Source organism: Ferruginibacter sp. (assembly GCF_031391665.1).
Taxonomy (GTDB): domain Bacteria; phylum Bacteroidota; class Bacteroidia; order Chitinophagales; family Chitinophagaceae; genus Ferruginibacter.
The window spans coordinates 1-24,119 of the sequence record NZ_JANMUN010000188.1 but is presented as its reverse complement, the minus strand read 5'-3'; the positions used below and the strand labels follow the sequence as shown (position 1 = coordinate 24,119).

The following is a 24,119-nucleotide window of genomic DNA, read 5'->3' as shown; positions in this document are numbered from 1 at the left end:
CAAAGTACAGTAATGTTTATCAATTAAGAAAATTGTTTTGCACCAGATTGAAGAGATTAACACAAATTGTATTTTTATTTAAAAAATATTGCCGTATTATCCTCTACTGCTTTATTATTTTTTTTAAATACTTAAAATTGTTACCGCTTATTATCTGCAAATTGTATTCGCCTGCAGGCAAATGCTGCGATGGAATGTCAAGATATTCTGATCCGTTTACCAGTGGTACATTTTTTGTATAAATCAATTGACCAATAGCGTTAAATAATTTAACTGTTGCAGTTGAAAAAGTAAAATTTCTTAAATAAATATAAAACTGGTTTTTTATGGGGTTTGGAAATATTTGAACCACATTTTGTCCGCTTACTATATCGGCTACTTTTGATGTGGTATTATTTCTGGATAATAACCAGTATTCCGGATCAATTAAAACAGTATCGGCAACAAACCCTAAATTACTCATGAATATTTCTCCATTGGTTTTATTATCCACCACAATTGTTTTTTCCAGAGTGGCATTTTTAAATTTTAATGCTACAGGCATTTCAAAAAAACTAACAGATGGATGTGAGGTTGTTTGGTTCATTTTTACTTTTACAGTACTGCTGCCAACAGGTGTCCACTCTACATTATAAGAGGGATAACCCTGGCCGGTAAACCAATCTTTAAAAAATTCGGTAAGGTCTTGTTTACTTTCCTGTTCCAAATGTTTTTTTAAATCTGCTGTTCTTGCAAAACCATACATTACTTTAGGGTCTTTTTGATAATTTTTTATGGCGTTAAAAAAAACGGTATCTCCCAGTTTCCATCGCAGCATATATATTAAATACGAGCCTTTGTTATAACTTAAACGTCCGTCAAAAATTCTTCCCACATTTGTAGTATCATCTACCCAAACCGAACCACCGGGTTGCGATGTGATATTATTTACTAAAGATCTTCTGTTTGCAATTATGTTGGCCGGATATTTTTTTTCGTTGTAAATACTGGCAAGATGTGTTGCAAAGCCTTCATTCAACCAAATATCCTGCCAGCTGCCGCAGGTAATTTTATCACCAAACCATTGGTGTGCCAGTTCATGAGCAATCAACCCTTCGTTAATAGAAACTATAAAAGTTGCTGTTTGATGTTCCATGCCGCCGCCCCATCCAAATTGTACGTGACCATACTTTTCTTTTATAAAAGGATAATCGCCAAATAAATTGTGAAACAACTGCATGGCATCCAATACATTTTGTGTGCCGTTTTGAAAAGATGTAAGACTTTCAGGGTAACAATAGGTTTGCATGGGCAACGATACATTACCTAACTGCACAGCATTGTTAAACACCACATAATTGGTAACTGCAAAACACATTAAGTAAGATGCAATGGGATAACGGTGTTTCCAGTGCGCTGTTTTTTTTGTGCCGCCTGCAATTAAAGTTTCGCTTTGCAATAAACCATTACTTGCTGCTTTGTATTGCGATGGTGTACTAACAATAATATCAACAGAATCTGCTTTATCATCCAAACCATTTTTGCATGGCCACCAATCACGGCTGCCATAAGGTTCGCTAAGACTCCACATTACCGCTGTGCCTGTATGTGTACTTTGTATAAACGAACCAAAGCCGGTGGTGGGTGGCACGCCCTGGTAATAAACACTTACCGAATCGAAGGTGCCTGCATTTACCGCTGCCGGAAAATCTATTTGTAAAATATTATTAGCATGATTTTTTGAAAGCGCCATATTACGTTGTGTAACACTATCAACAACCAACGGGCTCATCAAATCTAAACTTATTGAATTGCCTGTTGCACTAATGGTATAATACACGGTAATTTTCCCTTTGATATACCTTATTGCAGGATCAACCTCCCATTCGCAACGGTAATATTTAGCATCAAAGTTAGATGCAGCGGTTAAAAGATCATTAGTTGTTGTTGTACCGTTCGGAGATAATCTTGCATGGCGCAATTGTTCTGCGGCAGCAATTTCATTTATCTGTTTGTAATAATTGGCAGGTGGCTGTGCTGTTGCTTTAAAAATTATACAACAAAAAAATATCGAAATTAAACGCATAAAAATGTAGTTAAACAGCTATAAGTAAAAGATTTATAAAGTTTCTTAAAGTTTTGTGAACGGGCAATAAAGGGTTTGCTCATCCGTTTTAAGTATTCCCGTTTTTATTAACGTAACCCAACCGTAATTATTTCAAATATGATAAAAAGAAATCGTTCCGTACCCGGCATTTTTGCAGCAGTTTTAAGTTGTATTTGTTTTGCCTGTGTACCAGTAGTGGCACAGGTAAATAAAGACAGTACAAAAAAAATACTGCTGTCCAGACTTGATAAAAAAGAAGGCAGCAATACTGTTGTAAAAGCTGCAAATGTTGTTTACCCCGATTTGCTGTGTGGCAACGAAGAACAATCTTTAGGTTACATTGAAAAATTTTCTGCCAGCAGAAGAGCATATTTAATACGCACTTACAACAAAGGCAAAAAGTTTTTTCCAAAAGTTACCGCCATTTTAACCAAGCACAGTTTGCCGCATGAGTTTAAAATTTTACTGGCGCTGGAAAGCGCTTTTAACGGTAATGCAGTTTCTAAAGCAGGTGCAGTTGGTTACTGGCAAATTATGGATGAAGTAGCAAGGGAGTATGGTTTAAAATATGCGCCACAACTAAGTGCTGCCGAAAAAAAGAGGGAATTAAAATTAGCAAAATCGCTTGCAAAAAAAGGAAATAAAAAAGCGAGAAAAGTTATTGTAAGAGACGATAGGAAAAATTTTAATAAATCAACTTACACCGCTGCCAGGTATTTAAAAGACCGCTGCCGCAATTTGGATAATGATTATTTATTAGTGGTAGCCAGTTACAATTGTGGTGTGGGCAATGTGTGGCAGGCTATGAAAAAAACCGGCAAAGCCGATCCCGATTTTTGGGATGTAAAAAAATATTTACCTTCTGAAACCAGAAGTTATGTAATGAATTTTATTGCGCTGAATGTTATCTTTAATAATTACGAAAAGTTTACTAACAATACGCTGAACTTTAAACCTGTTAAAGCTAAGGCAGATAATGCAGACATTAATACTTCGGAGGAAGAAGGAGCGCCAACCTCTTTAAATTATTGATACAATAATAAATTGAAATGATATCTTGTGAACCGGTACGATTGTGCCGGTTTTTTTATTTAATAAATCTATACAATGGGAATAAATTGGTTTTGTTAAAAAAGAAGATATTAAAGGTGTAATGTTTGGCAAGTATTAAATAACTCCCATTCATCTTACCTTTGCCGCATGCCTCAGTTTAACTGGAACGATAGTACCAATTTATTAAGCAAACTTACACCACGCCGTTTTTTTAACGGTATTAAAGTACTCAGCAGTTTTTATATCAGCCGCCTGTTAAACAAACCTGTGCAATGGGGTTACCCGGTTTCTGTTTCGTTTGAACCTACCACCAGCTGCAACCTGCGCTGCCCCGAGTGCCCCAGCGGTTTACGCCATTTTACCCGGCCCACTGGAATGCTGCAAAAAGATTTTTTCAGGGATACTATTGATGATATTTATAAAGAATTATTATACCTTATTTTTTATTTTCAGGGCGAGCCTTATTTAAATCCTGATTTTTTAGAGATGGTAAAATATGCATCATCAAAAGGTATTTACACCGCCACCAGTACCAATGCACATTATTTAAATGATGATAATGCAAAGCGGACTGTTGAGAGTGGATTAGACCGTTTAATAATTTCTATTGATGGCACTACACAGGATGTGTATAAACAATACCGTGTGGGTGGCAATATTGATAAAGTAATTGAAGGCGCAAAAAATATTGTAAAGTGGAAAAAGGAACTCAACAGTAAAACACCTTTTGTATTCTTCCAGTTTTTGGTTGTAAAACCCAACGAACATCAAATAGAAGATATAAAAAGATTAGCAAAAGAAGTGGGTGTAGATGAAGTGCGTTTTAAAACTGCACAGGTGTACGATTACGAAACTGACCCCAACAATTTAATTCCTGAAACAGATAAATTCAGCCGCTATAAAAAAAATGCTGATGGTACTTATACAGCAAAAAACAAATTAGCCAACCGCTGCTGGAAGCTGCAGCATGCCAACGTAATTACATGGGATGGTTTGGTGGTGCCCTGCTGTTTTGATAAAGATGCCATGCATCAACTGGGGAATTTAAAAAATCAATCGTTTAAACAAATTTGGCACAACGATAATTATAAACAATTTAGAAAAGAGTTAATGAACAGCCGGAAGAATATTGATATTTGTGCCAACTGCAGCGAAGGGGCTTCGGTATGGAAAGATTAACAGTAACTTACTTTTATAATTTTAAATCAACTTTAATTTATGCCCGATGTATTTAATAACCGGCTAAGGCAAATTATATTACTTATTATTATTGCGTTTCTGCTTATTGCACTTTTAACACAGTTGTATGCTTTTTTACCCGGCCTTTTGGGTGCCGCTACTTTATACATACTCACCCGTAACTGGTATCATAAACTAATTCTGAAAAAAAGATGGAAAAAAGGACTTACGGCATTGCTTTTTATTTTGGGTTCAATTATTATTATTTCCATACCGGTTTATTTTTCAATTAAGATGGTATCGCCTAAAATAAATTCGCTGGTTAATAACCAGCACGAAGTAATGCAGGGCATACAAATTTTTTCGGATAAAATTGAAGCCTTCACCGGTATGAAAATATTTACCGATGAAAACACAAAGTCGGTAGCAGCAAAAATTTCTGCTGCAATTCCTAAATTACTTAACACCACCGCCAATGTGTTAACTAATCTAATTATGCTTTTCTTTTTGTACTATTATCTTTTGGTAAATGGCAGGGCCATTGAAAAATATCTTGGTAAAATAATTCCTTTAAAAGAAGAAAATGTAGATAAACTGGCCAGCGAAACCATAGTAATGATAAGGGCCAATGCCATTGGCATACCCATTATTTGTATTGTGCAGGGCATATTTGCCACTATTGGTTACTTAATTTTTGGTGTAAAAGATTGGGGCATGTGGGGTTTTGTAACAGGCGTATTTGCTTTTTTCCCATTGGTAGGCACTATGATAATTTGGGTGCCGCTGGTTGTTTATTTGTATTCCACTGGTAATAATTATACTGCTACAGGCTTAATGATTTACAGTATTGTGGTAACCGGTAATGTTGATTATATAACAAGGCTGGGGTTGTTAAAAAAAATGGGCAATGTGCATCCCATGATAACAGTATTGGGTGTAATAGTTGGGTTAAAATTATTTGGTTTTATGGGTTTAATTTTTGGCCCTTTATTAGTTAGCTATTTTATTATTTTAATAAAAATTTACCTTAACGAATTTGCCGAACCAACGCCGGCAACTGCCGAACCATCACCAAAAGAATAATTTTTTATTATGGGTATAGAAGAAGATATTAACCAATCAAAATTCAGGAACGAATACCAGAAGGCCAGCATTAATCTCATTTATACTTTTAACTGGATGAGTGAACAAATGAAAGGTCTTTTTGAAAAACATGGGCTTACGTCGCAGCAGTTTAACATACTGCGTATTTTACGTGGTGCCGGCCAGCCGCTTTCTACATTGCAAATACGGCAGCGCATGCTCGATAAAATGAGCGACACCAGCCGCATTGTGGACAGGCTAATTTTAAAAGAATTGGCAAAGAAAGTTATTTGCAAAAGCGATAAACGTTTGGTAGATGTTTCTATAACTGATAAAGGTAAAAAGCTGCTGGCTAAATTAGATGAAAGCCAGGATGAAATGGATGCTGTACTCAGTAATTTATCTGAAACCGATGCCAAAACATTAAATAAATTATTAGATAAGATCCGTGAACCAAAATAATTATTATTCATGAAATTTTCTTCCCTTTTTGTTTTGCTTATTACCTATTGTCTATTGCCTATTGCCGCATCCGCACAAATCAAACCCGAGTTTCGTGGCGTATGGATTGCTTCGGTTGATAATATAGACTGGCCATCAAACAAAAACTTAAATTCAGATGCTCAAAAAGCAGAATTTATAAAAATATTAGACGGGCACAAAGCCAATGGCATGAATGCGATGGTGGTGCAAATACGTCCGGCTACCGATGCTTTTTATCCCTCGCAGTACGAACCCTGGAGCGAATGGCTTACCGGTAAACAGGGACAGCCGCCGATGCCTTATTACGATCCTTTAGCATTTATGCTTACCGAAACGCACAAACGTGGCATGGAGTTTCATGCATGGATGAATCCGTACAGGGCCGAGTTTAATATTAATACCTCATCCATTGCTGCAACACATATTACCAGGCTGCACCCCGATTGGTTTTTAACTTACGGCGATAAAAAATATTTCGACCCCGGCAATAAACAGGTACAGCAATATGTAACCAATATTGTAAAAGATGTGGTAAGCCGTTACAATGTAGATGCTATACATTTTGATGATTATTTTTATCCTTACCGCATTGCCGGGCAGGAATTTCCTGATAACGAAAAATATAAATTGTATGGCAACGGACTTAGTAAAGATGATTGGAGAAGAAGCAATGTGGACTCAATAATTGTAATGCTTTACAGGGTAATAAAAAAAGAAAATGTAAAATGCCAGTTTGGTATTTCGCCTTTTGGTGTGTGGCGCAATATTGATAAAGACCCTGTAAACGGCAGTAATACAAGAGCCGGCCAAACCAATTACGATGATTTGTATGCTGATATTTTATTATGGTTAAAAAATGGCTGGATAGATTATGTGGCGCCACAAATTTATTGGGAGTTTGAGCAAAAAAATGCACCTTATAAAATTATACTCGATTGGTGGAGCACACATACTTATGGCAAAAACTGTTACATAGGCCTGGGTATTTACAAAGCCGGCAGTAATGTTTACTGGAAAGATGTAACCCAGCTGCCCCGGCAAATAGAAGCCTTACGCAGTACCCCCAACATTCAGGGCATGATATTTTTCAGCAGTAAAAGTTTTGATAAAAACCCTAATGGCTGGAGCGATAGTTTGCGGTTAAATTATTTTTCTGTACCGGTAAAAACACCTTCAATACAATAAACATTGAAAAACCTGAATATTTTACTTTTTATTTTATTTGCATTATTTAACCTGTTTGGTTTTAGTAGTAAAATAGTATTTGGTCATGGTTTAGGAGATGTTTTTTATCTTGGTATATCTGCAGCCGCTTTCCTTGTAATGCTTTGCATCTTTTTAATTATAGCATATAAAAAAAGGAAAGAAGCCCAAAATGCAGTTGCTTTATTTACATTTATAATATTATTATCACTCTGTTTAAAGGCTACAATATTCCGGGGTCCTGAATATCCATGGCAGAATCACCAGATTTTTTACCGGTAAAGTTTTATTATTTCCCTTTGCTATTCTTTACCTTTGTTTTATAATTAAGTTCTGTCCTCAAAGGCATTATTAATTATTCATTTTTAATTATCAATTATTTTTTTATGCCCGGTTTTGAACTTTGGAGCGATGCAGAACGCAAACACGTAAATGATGTGTTACAAACAGGAATTTTAATGCGCTATGGTTTTGATGGCCCACGCAAAGGAATTTGGAAAGCAAAAGAATTGGAGCAGGAAGTTTGTAACACTTTCGGATGCAAACATGCACAATTAGTAAGCAGTGGCACAGCTGCACTAACTACAGCATTAAGTGCTTTAGGCATTGGCTATGGCGACGAAGTAATTTGTCCTTCTTTTACTTTTGTTGCAAGTTTTGAAGCGATCATAAGTGTAGGTGCTGTACCGGTTTTGGTAGATGTGGATGATACACTTACGCTTGCTCCTGATGCAGTGAAAGCTGCTATTACATCAAAAACAAAATGCGTAATGCCAGTACACATGTGCGGTAGTATGGCCGATATGGATGCATTGCAGGCAATATGCAAAGAACATAATTTAATTTTATTGGAAGATGCCTGCCAGGCTATTGGCGGCACATACAAAGGAAAAATGCTGGGTACTATTGGTGATGCCGGTACATTTAGTTTTGATTTTGTAAAAACAATTACCTGTGCCGAAGGTGGTGTGATAATGACTAACAGGGAAGATATTTTTGTAAGCAGCGATGGTTACAGCGATCATGGGCACGATCATAAAGGTGCTGACCGTGGTGCCGATCTGCACCCGTTTATAGGATATAATTTCAGGATAAGTGAACTGCATGCTGCAGTTGGTTTGGCACAAATAAAAAGATTGGATGAATTTTTAACGATACAGAAAAAAAATAACGCAGCATTAAAAAACATTTTAGCCGCAGTGCCCGAAATAAGTTTTCGCCGTGTGCCTGATGAAGCTGGCGACAGTGGCTCTTTTGTAAGCTGGTTTTTACCTACTGCCGAAATTACAAAAGCAGTTGTGGCTGAATTAAAAGCACAAAATATTTTAGCCGGTAATTTTTACTGGTTCGATAATAACTGGCATTACATTCGCAAATGGGATCATTTAAAAAATTCTATTACCTTAAATGCATTAAGCCCCGAGCTAAAACAAAAAGTAATGCATCATGCCAATAAAGATTTTGCTGCAAGCGACGCAGTAATGAGCCGTTGTGTTTCCACTGCTATTAGTTTGGTATGGAGTGATGAACAGATAAAAGAGAAGGGAGAAAAAATGGTGGCGGTAATTAAAAGTGTTTTAAAAAAACATTCCGTAACTGCTTAAAAATACAGTAATGAGTTTTTTAAAAGATTTATTTGGTGGCAATGATAAAAATAAGCCCAAACCATCTTCGGTAGAATCGCAATTGCCGGAGAAAAAAACATCTACCATATTTCCTTATTTAAAATTTTCGGGTGATGGAGATGCAAAGCCTGGTGATGTTTTTAAAATTGAGGATGATAACCCAATAATTGCCACATCTTACTTTAAAGTTGAGGGAGATAGTGAAGATAAAAAAATGGAAATAATCTGTAAAAAGATTTTACCTGATTGCTTTTTGTTTTATGGATTTGATTTGGACACTATGTTTGTACAAGTAATGCCCTCCGATTTTACTGCAAGTTTACGATTAGATAATATACACCTGATAGCAAAAGAAAACCTCACTTATTTTTCTGAACATGAAAGGGTACCCGAAATCCGTTCGTCGGAAAGTGGTATTAATATGATTGTGTGTGGCGGTAATTATGAAGCTTCGTTAATTTTATTTGAAGATATCTGGTTGAATTTACAGGAACAGCTTGCAAGTGCACTCTATGTATCTATACCTGCAAGAGATATGGTTCTTTTTACAACAAAAGACAATTTAGTTGCTATAGATGAAATTAGAAAATTAGTAACAGATCAGTATTATACTTACCACAGGCAAATGTCGAAGTATTTATATAAAGTAGAAGGAGATATTTGGACCGTGGTTGAAAAAATTATTGACTGAAAATATTAAAACGATTTTATTCCGGCATTCGCCTTCCCTTCCATCCAATCGCATTGCTGCACACTTCCTAACCTGAACTTAAAAGGGATCTTTGTTATTTTTTCCAACTGTAATTCTTTTTTACAGAAAAAACCAAAGTTTTGAGTGTAAAAATTGCTGCTGATAATTGGTGTGGCGGAAATAATGGGTTTGTTTTCGTTGGTAGTTTTAAATGCCGGGGAGCCTAAATAAAATTTATTGTCTTTTTTTACTGAATACAAATTGTAAAAACTGGGCGGATCCAATCGGGAAATAGCAACCCTGCTTTTTTCTGTTACATTATTTATACCATTTTTTTGGGCAAAAACGCCAGTTCCCACAAAAATCATGCAAAAAAATAAAAATTTAGCTTTTGCGTTCATATTACAAGTAAGTTTGTGGGTAAATTTACATTTTATAACAAGAGATACGGTCATTTGTGCGTTAAAGTTTTCGCTTAGATAAAAGTTCAGTAAAGATTTACTGTTGAAGAGTGCGACGCCAATGAAGCCAAATAAAGCTCTCAATGCTGATAACAAAATTTTTAACAATAAAACATAATAAATCCTCCGGCAGCTGGCGGAGATAGGGGTTATGGCATTAAGTCAGGGATTATACCAAAAACAATTACAGAAATTATCGCCTCAGCAAATTCAGTTAATGAAATTGCTGCAGGTACCTACTGCCATTTTAGAAGAGCGGATTAAAGAAGAAATGGAGGAAAACCCGGCGTTGGAACAAGCAGAGGAAGATCATAAAGATGAATATGATGAGGCCAACGACGAGTTTAAAGATACTGAAGATGATTTTGAGGCAGATGGCAGTTCAGACGATTATGATAATTTAGACATCAGCGAATATGTAAATGATGGTGATGATGAGGTAGGAGATTATAAACTACGTGATGAAAATTATCCGGAGATTGATGATGGCAAAGTTATTCCGCACCGGGTGGAAGTAGGTTTTAACGAACTGATGCTGGAGCAGCTGGGACAACTCAACTTAGACGATCATCAGCAAAAAATTGCCGAACAAATTATTGGCAACTTAGATGATGATGGTTATTTGCGGAGAGATATTTCTTCTATTGTAGATGATTTGGCTTTCAGGCAAAATGTTAACACTACAGAAGAAGAGATAGGGCAATTGGTATTGCAGATACAGCAGTTTGACCCCCCCGGCATTTGTGCAAGAAACCTGCAGGAATGCTTGCTGCTGCAGTTAGAAAGAAAATTAGATGAAGGCAAAGCGGTAGAAATAGCGATGAAAGTATTAGATAAATACTTTGATGAGTTTACAAAAAAACATTACGAAAAAATACAGCGTGGCTTAACCCTTAGCGATGAGCAACTGAGGGAAGTTATTAAACAGATAGTAAAATTAAATCCTAAACCGGCGGGTAATATTGGTGACACCAACAAAGGAGAAAGCTATGTGATACCCGATTTTTTTATTTTCAACAATGCCGGCAAATTAGAATTAACGCTTAACAGTAAAAATGCTCCCGACCTTAGAATTAGTGAAGGCTACCGGGATATGCTGAAAGATTACGACCGTGGCAGCAAAAAAGATAAGCGCCAAAAAGAAGCGGTACTTTTTATTAAACAAAAAATTGATGCCGCCAAATGGTTTATTGATGCTATTAAACAGCGGCAAAATACTTTGCTGAATACCATGGAAGCCATAATGAATTATCAGCATGATTTTTTTGTTACCGGCGATGAAACAGAACTGCGGCCGATGATTTTAAAATATATTGCCGAAGCTACCAACCTCGACATTTCTACCGTAAGCCGTGTGGCCAACAGTAAATTTGTACAAACAGAATTTGGTACCTACCGGCTTAAATTTTTCTTTAGCGAAAGTTTACAAACCGACAGCGGCGAAGAAGTAAGTACAAGAGAGGTAAAAAAAATACTGAGCGATTTTATTGAGGAGGAAAGTAAAAAGCACCCGCTGAGTGATGAACGCCTTACAGAATTATTACAGGAAAAAGGATACAATATTGCACGCCGTACAGTTGCCAAATACAGGGAGCAACTGAATATACCGGTGGCCCGTTTAAGAAAAGTTTTATAGCCCCTCCCAGCCTCCCCCAAGGGGAGGAGAAAGAAAGCATATGAATAAAGAAATAACAATAAAAGAATCGCAGCCTGGTATACTAAAAGTACTGGCACATTTTTTTTCATACATTTTTCATCCGCTTTTTATTCCGTTGTATGCCATAAGTTTTTTAGTTTTTTTTCATCCGTCTTATTTTGCCGGCTTTACACCTTATGAAAAATACAGGGTATTATTAACTACCGTTTTAAACACTGTTTTTTTTCCGGCATTTGCAGTTTTATTGATGAAGGGCTTAGGGTTTATTAAATCAATTTTTTTAGTTACGCCGCAAGACAGGATTGGACCTTACCTCTCCAGTATGATTTTTTATTTTTGGGCAGCGTGGGTATTTTTTAAAATGGATCCTCAGCTTGCGCTTATACTACCTTCATTTATGACGGGGGTTTTTCTTACCACAGTAGTGGGCTTACTCAGTAACATTTATTTTAAAATAAGCATGCATGCCATGGGCATGGGTGGCTTGCTGGGTTTGTTTTTAATAATAATGACTTACAATACCATGTTAATGACATGGCCTTTATGCATTGCTTTATTAGTTACAGGCCTGGTTTGTACCAGCCGTTTAATTGTAAGCAATCATACACAAAAAGAAATTTACTGGGGATTATTTTTTGGCATTGTTTGCCAGCTTGCTGCTGCAATATTTATTCTGTAAAAAAAGAATGCCCCACCATGCGGTGAGGTATCTTTCTCCTGTTGTGCCTAACAATTGAAACTTTAACTGTAGATTGAAAAAAGCCTAACTGTTTAGTATTTTTGATGCAGCGATATATTTTTTTGTTGGGTGATATAAAAACATACAACTGCCATTTTTTATTGCATCAATTATTTTTTTATTTATTTTTTGTGGCACTGCAGGGCAACCGTAACTTCTGCCCAGGTAACCATTATACTGTATAAATTTTTCATCGGCATAAGCTGCACCATGCATTACTATTGCTCTTTCCAGCGCCTTATCGTTAATGCCTTTTTCGCAGCCATTTAATTTTAAAGAATAACCATTACCACCATTGTATGTATTGCCGGTAATAAAAAACCCTAAACTTGTTTTATGAGATGCTTCTGCATTTGAAAAATTATTGGCATATTCCAGTCCCGAGTTTCTTCCGTGTGCTACTACTGAATTAAACAAAACTTCTCCGCTGTTCATATCCAGCACATACAATCTTTTTTGAGAAGAGGGTTTGCTGTAATCTACTATTGTAAGTACGTTACTGTTATTTAATAATTTTTTGCCGAGTAAATATTTATACCCTTTTACTGCATCGTTAAATACCTCGTAAGATAAACCTGCAGCTGTTAAATTCCATTCTGCATAACAATTTGCTGTGGATGATGTAACCGGCACCTCAACCAAAGGCAGTTTAATTGTTAGTTTATTTTCAGTAAGAGGAGAAGTGGCATTTGCCATCAGCAGCAATGCAGGCAGCATTAATGCGTTACGGATTAATTTCATTCTTATAGTTTTCAGTTTGGATACGGCGATATAAAATCGTACATATAAATCGTTTTAAACAACGGTTTTATTGTGCAGATAAATCAAAGCAAATAAATTTAATTTTTTAGAATATTTAACAGCGTAAATGTACTTGGTGTGTTTACAAAAAATCGTTAGATAAAAAAGGGTATTTATCTCAATAAGTAGTGTTTATTTTAAAAAAGTATTATTCAGATAAAAACACCACTTAATATTTTAAAGTCGATTTTAAATTTTACATAAACACTTGTGCCGCAGCGCAAAAAGTATTATCTTTTACTGGTAGCAACCTTACTGCATTTTTTTACGATTAATATTAAAAGTTTTAAAGCTTAGTTTTTGTTAACCGCCGACGAATTAAACCTACAAATCAGGGGCTGTGCCCTTAACGACAGAGAGAGCCAGAAAAAATTGTATAACTCTTTCTATGGCTACGCTATGTCTGTATGCGACCGCTATACCAGCAGGGATGAAGATGCTTCTGAAATACTAAACGACGGGTTTATTAAAATTTTTAAGGAGATACACCATTTTAAACCTGCTTACAGCGATGTGATAAGCTCTTTTAAAGGTTGGTTGAGAAAAATTATGGTATATACTGCCATTGATCATTTTAGAAAAAATAATAAGCATCAGAATGTAATAGAACTGGATTCCGCAGTTGTGCATTTGCCGATTGAATCAGAAACTGCTGTTGATAAAATTTCGCATGATGAAATAATACGGTTTATACAGGATCTGTCGCCGGCTTACCGCACTGTGCTTAATCTTTTTATTGTAGAAGGATTTAGCCATGATGAAATTTCCAAACACCTGGACATTTCAGTAGGCACATCAAAATCAAATCTTGCTAAAGCAAGAAAACAATTACAAAAGATATTGTACCACCAAAATAAAACCTTAATTGCCAAAAATGCCTGACGAAGAAATTGATAACCTGATAAGGGATGCCGCAAACCAGCATCATCCGCCTTATGATGATAAAGCATGGGGTAAGATGGAGGTGTTGCTGGATAAACATTTGCCACAAAAGAAAGACAGAAAAAAATATATTTTCTTCATACTGTTTTTTTTATTGCTGGGTAGTGCTGTAATTTTTTCTGTTAATAATGCAGGAAAGAAAACTGTAACAGTTTCAACTAACCAGCAAGACGCAAAATCTGTTGCTGCTGCAAAAGATTTTACATCATCGCCTGATAATAATACTGATAAAATAACTGCTGAAACATCAGGCAAAACTCCATCATCAACTCAAAATGTTACACCAGCATTAGCTACTGCAAATAATATTAATACAGAAAATATTTTACCGGGCACAAAAAAACTTACGCTTGCAAATAATAAAAATACAACTGGTAGTACTGCAAAATTAATTTACAGCAAAAAAGGCGGCTTTGCATTAAAAATAAAAAAGCCTGCAACAGTTTCCGATAACGAAACTGATTTATCTACTGAAAAAAATACCATTGTACAAAACAGTGATAACGAAAATATGGTTAGTACTCCCGAAACTGTAAATACAAATGAGCCGGATTTAAAAATAACTATAATAAAAACAGATTCTGTCGCCGAAAAAACGGAAAATGGAAATGTTGAAAAAGAAAAAATAGCAGCAGAAAAAAAAGAACCAGTTGCTGCTGCTGTAAAAGAAAAGAAAAATAATAATAAAAAATTTGCTGATAAGTTTACTGTTACTTTATCTGCGGGTGAAGAATTAAGTTATATACATATAAATAATTCCGGAAAGCTTAAGCCTTTTTATGGAGCAGGTTTAAATTATACTTTATCTAAGCGCTTTACACTGCGTTCAGGTTTTTTAGTTTCTAAAAAAATATATTCCGCCGCTCCGGGTCAGTATAAATTTGCAGCGGGAACAACTGTAAATCCCTGGTTGCAAAAAATAAATGCTGATTGCAATGTTTATGAAATACCGCTTACGCTGCAGTATAATTTTAAGCAGGTAAAAAATCATAACTGGTATGGCGGTATGGGCTTTTCCTCTTATTTAATGAAAAAAGAAACATACGATTACCTGTATAAAAGCGCAAACGGACAAGTATGGAGTTATCAGCGTACATACAAAAACGAAAATGAAAATTATTTTTCTGTACTTACACTTTCTGGCGGATACCAGTATAAATTAAATCATCGATTTTCGTTTTTAGCTGAGCCATTTTTAAAAATCCCCATAAATGGTATCGGTGCCGGTAAGGTAAAACTTAACAGTGCCGGCCTGTTAGTTACAGCAGCAGTAAAACCATTTGCAAAAAAGAAAAAGTAAATTATAAAAAGCAGGTTAATAAAAAGGGTTATCTAAATTTAGAGAACCCTTTTTATTATAAAGCATCGCAAAACACATTCTATTTTTTCTTATCCCGGAACAAAACAAATTCTCTTGCAATAGTAAAGCCCCACCGGTACTGCCCTTTGCCCCAACTTGTATAAGTACGTGGAATAAACCTGTTTTCCAAAATATTAGTAGTGTTGGTAAAGTTCAGGTGAAACATATGCCCTGGTGTTAAAATCTCGAAGCCAATACCAAAAGCATCGTATCGTTTGGCGTCGTAATAGTTGGCATACTGTGCTGCCAATGCAGCTTCCGATTCTTTAGAGCGAAAGGCATGAAAATAATCAGCAATTAAAATAAATTTTTTACTTAGTGGTACCCTTACCCCGCCACCTAGTGCAAATAAACTTTTCTGGTCGTTAAGCACTACATAGTTGGTGTGTACGTAAGTTGGACTTAATTGCAAACTGAGTTTACCAAATTTTCTTGCTATCATTAATTGCACTACCTGGCTCATCCTGTCGGAAAATTTTGTAAAATGATTTTCTTTTACTTTTAGCTGGCCTATACTGGTGTCTGTATCTGCTCTCATTGCTGATATTACATTGTTGGCAAATAAGGTTACTGATAACGGATGAGCAGGATCATTCTCTATCTGTTTTAAAAACTGGTACTTTATTCCCATTTCAATTAACTGCGATAAATTTCCGCCGCCCCTTGTTCTTGATAAAAAAACATTTAGTTTATCGCTCAGCCCGGCCTGAAAAGCAATTTTTACATCTGTTGCATTATCTAAGCCATAAAAAGATTTAGCACCACCGTTATCTCCGGCTATATCTCCAAAATTATGAACCACTTTAAATTCTAAAATACCTTTACGCAAAACTTCTACAGTATTTGCATTAATTAATTTTTGAGAATAGAATACAGGTGTTGCTGCCTTTGTCTTAGTCTTTGGCTCATCCATTGAAGCCATTAATTTTGTTACTGCAGTATCTTCCTGTGCAAAAGCGCTGCTTCCAATACAAACAAAAAGTAATAAACATAATTTTCTCATACAATAATTTTAGGTTTAAGATAATATCGTAAGGTAAAGCCAATTGGTTGCCGTTGCAATAAAGGAATAAATTTATGCAGTATAATAAATGTAATTTTTTGAATGTTAAGTTTAAAATATTCCTGAAAAAATTAATTCTTTTAACTGCTTAACAGTTCCTTTAGTAATTCATTAACATCATAAAATACCTTTTTCCATACAAAGAAAAAAATTTTTTAACCCTCCTATTCTATATAAAATCAATGATTTATGGCCTGCAAACGCAATTAATTTTTACCTATTTTTTTTAAAATAAAAAAATTATGGCACGGTTTTGGAAACTATGGCAGCAGGTACCAAAAAAATACTGTTATCTAAATTAGTTTATCAAATTTTTTAATCATAAAATCTATTATCATGAGCACAACAAATTTTCCAACTCCTTCACAGGAAACACAGGTTGTAACAACCCGTAAAACCAATACTGCAAAAAACGCTGTTATAGGTGTATTAGCAGCAGCAGTTTTAGGCCTTGGTGGTTACATGGTTTACGACAAAAACAAAAATTCAGAAACTATTCAGCAACAACAAACAACAATTGCAAAAGTTACTGACGAAAAAAGCGACATCCAGGTGAGCTTTGATGCATCACTTGCCAGGCTTGATTCAATGACTTCTGCAAACACAGGTTTAAACAGCCAGTTAACTGACAAGAATTCTGAAATTACAAAAGTAAAAGCAGAAATACGCAGCATTTTAAATAAGAAAAATGCAACGGCTGGTGAATTGGCAAGAGCTAAAAAACTTATCGGTTCTTTAAATGATAAAATTTCTGTTTTAGAAGCAGATGTTGCCAGACTTACAGGAGAAAATCAAACATTAACTAACGACAAAGTTGTTTTAACTCAGGAGAAAGAGAAAGTTACTCAGGACCTGGTTGCAACTACAGTTGTTAAAGAAGAATTAGAAAAGAAAGTTGATGTAGCATCTACATTAAACGCTTCTAACATTGTTATTACTCCGGTAAACATTAAAAGAAATGGTAAAGAAAAAGTATCAAGCACTGCAAAGCGTGTAGATAAACTTTTAGTAAGCTTTGATGTTACTAACCGTATTGCACAACCGGGAGCTACTGAGGTTTATGTAGTAGTTATAGGCCCGGATGGCCAACCAGTTGCTACAGGAACTGAAACTTTTACAACCCGTGAAGATGGTGCTAAAAGTTATACAGCTAAATTACCGGTAGAAATTGAAACCGCTAAAAGGAAAAATGTTGAATTCGCTTTTGCTCCGGGTGCAAACTTTCAACAGGGAAGCTACAAGATAATGATTTATCAAAATGGCTTTTTAATTGGAGAAGGTGTACGTGAATTAAAGAAAGGTGGTTTATTCAGCTAATATAAAAACACTGATAATTTAATATCTAAAGAAAATGGCAACGGCCCGGATTTTAAATCCGGGCCGTTTGTTTTAGTAAAATTTTTATCTTTTAATTGTTGCTGTTTTTTGTTACCCTCACCCAATCCACCAGCATTTTACTTTCTTTATTTTTTATTGATTTTAAAGTAGCATCCGGTAAGCCATAGTAAGGTTCCTTTACTCCATTAATTTTAAATGGATATACACCACCAACTGCAAAATTTAAAAGGAGGAATTTAGGTGTATTAAAAGCCCATTCGCCAAAAAATTGAGCCATTGGTTTTGTAACACGAAACATCGGCACATCGTCGTATTTAAATACCATGCTATCGGGTGTCCACTCTAAAGCGTAAACATGCCAGCTGGTTACATCGTTTTTTTCAGGGAAATATAATCGGTTTACTAAGCCTGCGTCGCCGCTATATCCTTTACCATGCACTGCTGCATTAGCCCAATCTTTTTCACCTATGTTTTCCATAATATCTACTTCTCCTGTTTCGGGCCAGTTGCCTGTACCTAACATCCACCATGCCGGCCAAAGCCCTGCCCCTGCTGTTAATTTAATTCTTGCCGCAACAGTACCATAAGTAAATTCAACTTTAGTTCTTGTATTTATCCTGCCCGAAATAAAATCAAATTTTTGTCCATCTTTTGTTACAAAACCCGGTGCAAATTGTGGCTGTAAAACCAATGCACCATTTACTGCTCCTTCCGCATCTCCTTTTATAAATGATATAGCAACGGTTGAATCCACATAAGCCTGCAGTTCGTTATTAAAATGCATACCTGTAGTTTCAACATTCCATTTTGTATTGTCTAAACCGGAGGCAGAAAAATCATCAAAAAAAATTGTTGCTCCATTTGGGCTAGCCGTTGCCGGTACATCTGCCTTGGCGGTTTTACATTTAACCAGAATGATTACGCTTACAGCTATAAGAATGATACAAGAAACTAAGTTTCTAAATTTATTCATAAAAATATTAAATGATTCGTTATTGATAAACCCTTACATAGTCCACTTCCATTGTTGCGCTGGTAACTGCAGGATCAATTACCCCACCAAAATTACCACCCATTGCCACGTTCAGTATTAAAAAAAAGTTTTGATTAAATGGTAAAGTGGCATTGTTATTAAATGTGTAAAATAATTGTGTATCTACATAAAATTTAATAGTTGTTGCCGACCATTCCATAATATAATTATGAAATGCTGTGGTAGCATCAGGAATCATAACAGTACTGCCATCTCCATTACCACCTGAGTGACCGGGGTGATGCAGCGTGGCATAAATTTTATTCAAGCTGTTCCCTACATGCTCCATAATATCAATTTCGCCGCAACCTGGCCAGCTTACAGTATTAATATTGCTGCCCAGCATCCATATTGCCGGCCACGTACCGCCACCTGCAGGTATTTTTGCCCTTACTTCTACTTTACCATATTTAAAAGAAAATTTATCTTTTGTTAATAGCCTGGCCGATGTATAAGCACTGCCGCTGTAAGATTCTTTAATAGCCGTAATTTTTAGTACACCATTTAATATTACTGCATTCTCCGGTCTGCTGGTATAATACTGTAATTCATTATTACCCCAACCACCTGCACCTAAATCGTATCCCCATTTTGTACTGCCTGGTGCACCATCTACATTAAATTCTTCCGACCATACAAGCGCCAGTGGACCAATAACCACATTTACGGTTACACTAATAGTTTTACTGACAGTTAATCCTGAGCTGCTTTTTGCTGTAACTATAACTGTATAAGTATTAGTACCTGCAAGCGTATATTTATAATTTGTAACACCAGATATAATTGTTGCAACAACTCCGTTTCCAAATTCATAATCGTACGAAACAGCATTAGTTGCAGTAGCTGTAAATGCTACCATACCGCTGCCATCTGTACTGGGTACTGCAGTAACCATTAAATTAGATGGTGCTGTTTGTGCCGGTTTATTGTCGCTGCCTTTTTTGCAACTGCCACCCATAAAAGCTATTGACATAATTGCCAGCAGTATTGATCTGTTAATGTATCTCATTTTACTGTTATTTATTTTTTAGTTTTTGATACCAGGAATTGCCATCTGCACCTATGTTACGTAAGTTAATACCTGTGGCCGAAATCGACAAAATTTCATAAGTAGTTCCGCCTGTTCCAAAATTTATTATGCCGTTACCCGGTACAGTAAATTGTATCCTTGTAGAGTTAGCACTTGTAGATGCAGTTGTAGCATCCATAAAAGCTAATTTTTTATTGCCGCCTGTGTTAACGGCATAGCAACCATCGCCACCGCTAAAACCATAAAACCCGGATGAGGCACCTATTGAAAAATTATCACCCTTGTTATTAACGGCCATAAACACATTGTTACTGGCATCTTTTGAAAAAGTGATCTCATCATCGTACGCACAAGCTTCTCTTGAGTTAGGTGTTGCTGCATACCATATTGGAGCAAACTGATCGTTGGGGCCAACACCAAAATGGCCTACTGCATCTTTATCTGTTACCCAAACTTTAGATGAGCCGTTAGTTAATGCCTGTAAAATTGCTGCCGGTATTTCAAAAGCAACAAATACTTTTATTTTTTTACTTACAGTAGATATAATGCCTCCCGTACCTACAGCATTCACATTAATTGTATAATCATAAGTTCCGGGGTTGGTGTATTTATAAGTAATAACACCCGATGGTACTAGCAGCGTTTTGCCATCGCCAAAATCTATGTTATATGTTAATGCTTTATCGGCGGTTGAAGTAATTATTACTGTACCTGTTCCGTTTCCATTGGGGTTGCTTGCATCTACACCTGCAATTGCAGTAGTTAATGTAAGGTTAGTTGGAGCTTTTAATTCTCCGAATTTATATTCTGTTTTCTTACAGGCTGTAAAAAAAATGCCTGTTGCAAGAAACATAATGATGAGTGATTTTATTTTAGTGATCATGATATTATTTTTTTATAATTAGTTAAGAGAAATATCGTCGAAGTAAAAGGTAAAATTTGCAGAGCCATCACCCATTGTACCCAAATCAAAAATCAATACAATATTTTGATAGGAAAGGCCTGTGTTGATGGTACTGTAATCAAAAGTTAATTCTTCCCAGGTATTGGCAGTAGTAGTAGCTACTTCCTTTTCAAATGCAGCACCATTAGGACCCTCTACTTTCAACAACACTTTGGCTCCAATTCTTGGAGAATATACTTTCATTTTAAAAGTCTTTTTTACAGAGAAATTAATTGGATTAACTAATGCTATCAAACTACCACCCCAAACCTGTCCGGCACTTTTAACCATTTTACCAACTTTGGTACTGGTATTAATTCCTGCAGCAAATGGATTATTTATAACTGTGGCATTACCTCCATCAAAGTTTACAAAATTGTAAGCAATGGTTGCAGATTGAAAATCGAGTGGCAGCGCTAAATAGTTAGGTGTTACATTAACCGGTAAAAAACTAACATCATCCCAGTAAAAAACCCTTCCGGTACCGGCATTTCCAAAATCGAAGAATATAGATGCCATATCGTAATTATAAGCAAGATTCATACCTGCAGTACCGGCAGATTGATTGGCAAAATCAAACACTAATGTTTCCCATGTATTTGCAGCCTGCGTCATTGCTTCTGTCTCTACCGACCTGGTGTTATTGGTTCTGTCTTCTACTTTTAACCTTACACGAATACCTGCGGCTGGAGAATATACTCTAACACTCATTTGAGTTGTAGTTGCAGTAAACGGAATTTTAGATGTAAAGCCTGCGCCAATAGTTGTACCCGCCCATGTTTGTGCACCACTTGTTTTGGTAGTTTTCTTTACTTTATTTGCAGCATTACCCGGGTCAACATCGTTTAATGTTACATTGCCGCCAAAATCGGTAACAGCATAGTTTACTAATGGGTTATCGAAAGTTACAGGCAAGGTTAATAAGCTTGTAGGAAGCTGATTGGTAAGCCTGATGTCATCAAAAAGGAAAGTGAAATTTGCAGAGCCATCTCCCGCTGTGCCTAAATCAAATATTAAAACAATTTTTTGATAAGAGTTAGCAGTATTAACTGCACTGTAATCAAAAATTAAATCCTCCCACGCATTAGCAAATGTAGTGGTTGTCTCTTTTTCAAAACTTATTCCCCCGTTGTTTAAATTTTCTACTTTTAATAAAACTTTAGCGCCAATACGTGGAGAAAAAACTTTCATTCTAAAAACCCTGTTTACAGTAAAATCAATTGGTGTGCCTAATGCTATAAAACTTCCTCCCCATACTTCTGGTGCATTTTTTACCATCTTACCAACCTTGGCGCTGGTATTAATTCCATTTATTTGTGTGTTGTTAATTTTAGTAACTGCACCACCGCCAAAATCGGTAAAAGCATAATTTACAGTAGGAGATTCAAAAGTTATTGGTAATAAAACGGGATCAACAATAGTTACTGGCTTTATTAATTGTGTGGTTGCTGCGCCGCCACTTAACGCTACTACTCTAATATTATAAGTTCCTACAGCTGCGTAAGTATGGCTTACAATATCTCCTTCTAAAAAAGATACCGGTACTTCATTAGGCACATCACCAAAATATACCCTGAAGAAGGTTTCGTAAAGTGCCTTTGCAGTTACGGTTACTTTATAATTATTGTTGGGGTCAATAGTAATGGTAAAATCTAAATTTTCAGGTGCCCGGAATGATACCGTTAATTGTTTTGTTGTTTCTGTAATTTTTCCTGTAATACTGTGGCCAACAATTTTTACATTGTAAATACCTTCAGCATACACATGCTGTGTATTTTTTCCTGGTAAAACTTTTGCCGGTGTTGTGGCAGCATCACCATAATAAATTTCGTAAAAGGCAAGGCCTTCGCCATTAGGCGTAATAGTTACAAGGCCGGTATTATCTTGTGTAATATCGAACAGAGCGGATAATTTAGCCGGTGCAGTATCACTATCTAAAAAAGATATATCCTCATTCAATTCTTTTTTACAACTTATTGCAACAGCCAGTAAAAAAGCTATGCTAAAAAAATATTTTAATACTTTCATAATCGTTAATTTTTTATTAGTTAGTAATTAATAACCGGGGTTTTGTTTTAAGCCCGAAATATCAATTTCTCTTTGAGGAATAGGAAATAATTCATGCTTGCCAGCAACAAAGCCTGTAATTTTTGTTACAGCCTGCCCGGTTCTAACCAAATCAAAAAAGCGGTCACCTTCCATAGCAAGTTCTAATCTTCTCTCATCCCAAATAGCTTGCCTTAATGTAGTGCCGGTTGATGTAATATCCTTACTGGCATCGTTAACTGCAAATGCACGGCGGCGTACCCTGTTTAAATAAAGCTGTGCTTTGGTATCATTAGGTGCAGTAGCCCTGTTGTTAGCTTCAGCAGCCATTAACAAAACTTCTGCGTAACGAATAGTTCTGAAATTATTTAAATAATTAAGTTCTACCTGGCCTGATGTTTCGCCTTTGCGGGGTAAATATTTTTGATTATATAAACCAGTATTTTTAAAAGGCGCTACCTGGTAAGTAATATTAAAAGAGGGGTTAGCATTTTTATAAGCTTCAATATCTAAAACAGTTACTGCTTTTCTAATATCGCCAGCTGTGTAAGCATTGGCTAAATTTACTGTAGGTAAATTTGTACTCCAACCCGCTGCATAAGGCATAGCCCCCGAACCATTTAAACCCCTGATGCCACATTGCTGCACCGAATGATTTCCCTGACCTCTTGTAACACCACCCCAATTATAATAAGGAGAAGTATTGGAATACTGAATTTCAAAAATAGATTCAGGACCATTTTCACCGGCTGCTAAAAATGTAGCACCAAAATTTGATGGCAGTGTAAATGCATTGGCAGTGATTACACTTTCCAGGACAGTTGCTGCAGCATCAAATTTATTTTGATACAACAATACTTTACCTAACAATGCTTGTGCTGCATACTTGGTTATTCTTCCTTTTTGTTGCTGAACAGCAGGTAATACAGCAATGGCAGCGTTGAGATCAGTTTCTATTTGTTTGTACACTTCTGCTTTTGCAGTGCGTTGCAGACTTTTACTTTCGTTAAGACTTAAACGTTTTTCAACAAACAATGGCACATCGCCAAACATTCTTACCAATGTAAAATAGTAGTATGCCCGAATGAAATATACTTCACCATACAATGCTTCTTTTCCTGCAAAATCAACAGTTTTACCTGCAAGATTTGCAGCTTTGTATTGTGTCATATAATTAGCACGGTTAATTCCTTCGTAAGACGATTGCCATATTTCGGTTAAGGCTGAATTAACCGGCGTATGTGTATAGTCATCAATTTGCTGAAGTGATAATACATCGGATGCATTTTCACCGCCACTCACT

The 24,119-nt window shown here is 36.0% G+C and carries 21 protein-coding genes; 12 read left to right on the top strand and 9 right to left on the bottom strand.

Annotated features, from left to right (window positions below):
- Positions 1-103 precede the first annotated feature (103 nt).
- Positions 104-2,065, bottom strand: a complete 1,962-nt coding sequence (locus ACY651_RS14175) for a M1 family aminopeptidase (protein ID WP_462253863.1) — start codon at positions 2,063-2,065, stop codon at positions 104-106.
- A 138-nt stretch (positions 2,066-2,203) separates the two neighbouring features.
- Here ACY651_RS14175 and ACY651_RS14170 point away from each other — a divergent pair, with 138 nt between their 5' ends.
- From ACY651_RS14170 to ACY651_RS14140, 7 genes are all read left to right on the top strand, one after another.
- Entirely contained in the window at positions 2,204-3,118 is a 915-nt protein-coding gene (locus ACY651_RS14170; RefSeq protein WP_462253861.1) for a lytic transglycosylase domain-containing protein, read from the top strand.
- A gap of 168 nt (positions 3,119-3,286) precedes the next feature.
- On the top strand, positions 3,287-4,318 hold the full coding sequence (locus ACY651_RS14165; protein ID WP_462253859.1) for a radical SAM/SPASM domain-containing protein: 1,032 nt from the start codon (positions 3,287-3,289) through the stop codon (positions 4,316-4,318).
- Positions 4,319-4,357: 39 nt separating this feature from the next.
- Positions 4,358-5,401: an AI-2E family transporter gene (locus tag ACY651_RS14160; protein ID WP_462253857.1), complete on the top strand. Its 1,044-nt coding sequence runs from the start codon at positions 4,358-4,360 to the stop codon at positions 5,399-5,401.
- A gap of 9 nt (positions 5,402-5,410) precedes the next feature.
- Complete coding sequence (locus ACY651_RS14155; RefSeq protein ID WP_462253855.1) at positions 5,411-5,863, top strand: MarR family winged helix-turn-helix transcriptional regulator; 453 nt, start codon at positions 5,411-5,413, stop codon at positions 5,861-5,863.
- 9 nt (positions 5,864-5,872) lie between these two features.
- Complete coding sequence (locus tag ACY651_RS14150) at positions 5,873-7,069, top strand: glycoside hydrolase family 10 protein (RefSeq protein WP_462253853.1); 1,197 nt, start codon at positions 5,873-5,875, stop codon at positions 7,067-7,069.
- A gap of 404 nt (positions 7,070-7,473) precedes the next feature.
- A complete protein-coding gene (locus tag ACY651_RS14145; RefSeq protein ID WP_462253851.1) occupies positions 7,474-8,691 on the top strand; it encodes a DegT/DnrJ/EryC1/StrS family aminotransferase in 1,218 nt (405 codons plus the stop codon).
- 10 nt (positions 8,692-8,701) lie between these two features.
- Positions 8,702-9,403 (top strand): DUF1444 domain-containing protein, encoded by a 702-nt coding sequence (locus ACY651_RS14140; RefSeq protein WP_462253849.1) that lies wholly within the window; start codon positions 8,702-8,704, stop codon positions 9,401-9,403.
- 5 nt (positions 9,404-9,408) lie between these two features.
- Here ACY651_RS14140 and ACY651_RS14135 read toward each other — a convergent pair whose 3' ends face one another.
- Positions 9,409-9,804, bottom strand: a complete 396-nt coding sequence (locus tag ACY651_RS14135) for a hypothetical protein (RefSeq protein ID WP_462253847.1) — start codon at positions 9,802-9,804, stop codon at positions 9,409-9,411.
- A gap of 211 nt (positions 9,805-10,015) precedes the next feature.
- Here ACY651_RS14135 and rpoN point away from each other — a divergent pair, with 211 nt between their 5' ends.
- A complete protein-coding gene (gene rpoN, locus ACY651_RS14130) occupies positions 10,016-11,500 on the top strand; it encodes an RNA polymerase factor sigma-54 (protein WP_462253845.1) in 1,485 nt (494 codons plus the stop codon).
- A gap of 40 nt (positions 11,501-11,540) precedes the next feature.
- On the top strand, positions 11,541-12,200 hold the full coding sequence (locus ACY651_RS14125) for a hypothetical protein (protein WP_462253843.1): 660 nt from the start codon (positions 11,541-11,543) through the stop codon (positions 12,198-12,200).
- 84 nt (positions 12,201-12,284) lie between these two features.
- Here the strand turns inward: ACY651_RS14125 and ACY651_RS14120 are convergent, their stop codons facing one another.
- The gene (locus ACY651_RS14120; protein ID WP_462253841.1) at positions 12,285-13,001 is read right to left on the bottom strand and encodes a murein L,D-transpeptidase catalytic domain family protein; all 717 of its coding nucleotides are present in this window, start codon (positions 12,999-13,001) and stop codon (positions 12,285-12,287) included.
- Positions 13,002-13,433: 432 nt separating this feature from the next.
- Between ACY651_RS14120 and ACY651_RS14115 the strand changes: the two genes are divergently transcribed.
- Together ACY651_RS14115 and ACY651_RS14110 are read left to right on the top strand one after the other, a co-directional pair.
- Positions 13,434-13,943 (top strand): RNA polymerase sigma factor, encoded by a 510-nt coding sequence (locus ACY651_RS14115; protein WP_462253839.1) that lies wholly within the window; start codon positions 13,434-13,436, stop codon positions 13,941-13,943.
- Entirely contained in the window at positions 13,936-15,303 is a 1,368-nt protein-coding gene (locus ACY651_RS14110) for a porin family protein (protein WP_462253837.1), read from the top strand. Before ACY651_RS14115 ends, ACY651_RS14110 begins: the two co-directional genes overlap by 8 nt.
- A gap of 79 nt (positions 15,304-15,382) precedes the next feature.
- On the opposite strand, the gene ACY651_RS14105 is transcribed toward ACY651_RS14110, so the two are convergent.
- Positions 15,383-16,366 carry a DUF5777 family beta-barrel protein gene (locus ACY651_RS14105; protein ID WP_462253835.1) on the bottom strand — a complete coding sequence of 328 codons (984 nt, stop codon included), beginning with the start codon at positions 16,364-16,366 and terminating at the stop codon, positions 15,383-15,385.
- A 396-nt stretch (positions 16,367-16,762) separates the two neighbouring features.
- Between ACY651_RS14105 and ACY651_RS14100 the strand changes: the two genes are divergently transcribed.
- On the top strand, positions 16,763-17,743 hold the full coding sequence (locus ACY651_RS14100; protein ID WP_462253833.1) for a hypothetical protein: 981 nt from the start codon (positions 16,763-16,765) through the stop codon (positions 17,741-17,743).
- A gap of 91 nt (positions 17,744-17,834) precedes the next feature.
- Here the strand turns inward: ACY651_RS14100 and ACY651_RS14095 are convergent, their stop codons facing one another.
- From ACY651_RS14095 to ACY651_RS14075, 5 genes are all read right to left on the bottom strand, one after another.
- Positions 17,835-18,737, bottom strand: a complete 903-nt coding sequence (locus tag ACY651_RS14095; protein ID WP_462253831.1) for a glycoside hydrolase family 16 protein — start codon at positions 18,735-18,737, stop codon at positions 17,835-17,837.
- Between the two features lie 19 nt (positions 18,738-18,756).
- Positions 18,757-19,806 (bottom strand): family 16 glycosylhydrolase, encoded by a 1,050-nt coding sequence (locus tag ACY651_RS14090; protein ID WP_462253829.1) that lies wholly within the window; start codon positions 19,804-19,806, stop codon positions 18,757-18,759.
- Between the two features lie 7 nt (positions 19,807-19,813).
- Positions 19,814-20,710 carry a PKD domain-containing protein gene (locus tag ACY651_RS14085; protein WP_462253827.1) on the bottom strand — a complete coding sequence of 299 codons (897 nt, stop codon included), beginning with the start codon at positions 20,708-20,710 and terminating at the stop codon, positions 19,814-19,816.
- Positions 20,711-20,728: 18 nt separating this feature from the next.
- Positions 20,729-22,798, bottom strand: coding sequence for a hypothetical protein (locus ACY651_RS14080; protein ID WP_462253825.1), 2,070 nt, complete (start codon positions 22,796-22,798; stop codon positions 20,729-20,731).
- Between the two features lie 27 nt (positions 22,799-22,825).
- On the bottom strand, positions 22,826-24,119 hold a 1,294-nt coding region (locus tag ACY651_RS14075; protein WP_462253823.1), incomplete at its 5' end, for a RagB/SusD family nutrient uptake outer membrane protein.

Coding starts and splice junctions, on each gene's coding strand:
- ACY651_RS14175 (WP_462253863.1), bottom strand. CDS start 2,065: ATGCGTTTAATTTCGATATTTTTTTGTTGTATAATTTTTAAAGCAACA.
- ACY651_RS14170 (WP_462253861.1), top strand. CDS start 2,204: ATGATAAAAAGAAATCGTTCCGTACCCGGCATTTTTGCAGCAGTTTTA.
- ACY651_RS14165 (WP_462253859.1), top strand. CDS start 3,287: ATGCCTCAGTTTAACTGGAACGATAGTACCAATTTATTAAGCAAACTT.
- ACY651_RS14160 (WP_462253857.1), top strand. CDS start 4,358: ATGCCCGATGTATTTAATAACCGGCTAAGGCAAATTATATTACTTATT.
- ACY651_RS14155 (WP_462253855.1), top strand. CDS start 5,411: ATGGGTATAGAAGAAGATATTAACCAATCAAAATTCAGGAACGAATAC.
- ACY651_RS14150 (WP_462253853.1), top strand. CDS start 5,873: ATGAAATTTTCTTCCCTTTTTGTTTTGCTTATTACCTATTGTCTATTG.
- ACY651_RS14145 (WP_462253851.1), top strand. CDS start 7,474: ATGCCCGGTTTTGAACTTTGGAGCGATGCAGAACGCAAACACGTAAAT.
- ACY651_RS14140 (WP_462253849.1), top strand. CDS start 8,702: ATGAGTTTTTTAAAAGATTTATTTGGTGGCAATGATAAAAATAAGCCC.
- ACY651_RS14135 (WP_462253847.1), bottom strand. CDS start 9,804: ATGAACGCAAAAGCTAAATTTTTATTTTTTTGCATGATTTTTGTGGGA.
- rpoN (WP_462253845.1), top strand. CDS start 10,016: ATGGCATTAAGTCAGGGATTATACCAAAAACAATTACAGAAATTATCG.
- ACY651_RS14125 (WP_462253843.1), top strand. CDS start 11,541: ATGAATAAAGAAATAACAATAAAAGAATCGCAGCCTGGTATACTAAAA.
- ACY651_RS14120 (WP_462253841.1), bottom strand. CDS start 13,001: ATGAAATTAATCCGTAACGCATTAATGCTGCCTGCATTGCTGCTGATG.
- ACY651_RS14110 (WP_462253837.1), top strand. CDS start 13,936: ATGCCTGACGAAGAAATTGATAACCTGATAAGGGATGCCGCAAACCAG.
- ACY651_RS14105 (WP_462253835.1), bottom strand. CDS start 16,366: ATGAGAAAATTATGTTTATTACTTTTTGTTTGTATTGGAAGCAGCGCT.
- ACY651_RS14100 (WP_462253833.1), top strand. CDS start 16,763: ATGAGCACAACAAATTTTCCAACTCCTTCACAGGAAACACAGGTTGTA.
- ACY651_RS14095 (WP_462253831.1), bottom strand. CDS start 18,737: ATGAATAAATTTAGAAACTTAGTTTCTTGTATCATTCTTATAGCTGTA.
- ACY651_RS14090 (WP_462253829.1), bottom strand. CDS start 19,806: ATGAGATACATTAACAGATCAATACTGCTGGCAATTATGTCAATAGCT.
- ACY651_RS14085 (WP_462253827.1), bottom strand. CDS start 20,710: ATGATCACTAAAATAAAATCACTCATCATTATGTTTCTTGCAACAGGC.
- ACY651_RS14080 (WP_462253825.1), bottom strand. CDS start 22,798: ATGAAAGTATTAAAATATTTTTTTAGCATAGCTTTTTTACTGGCTGTT.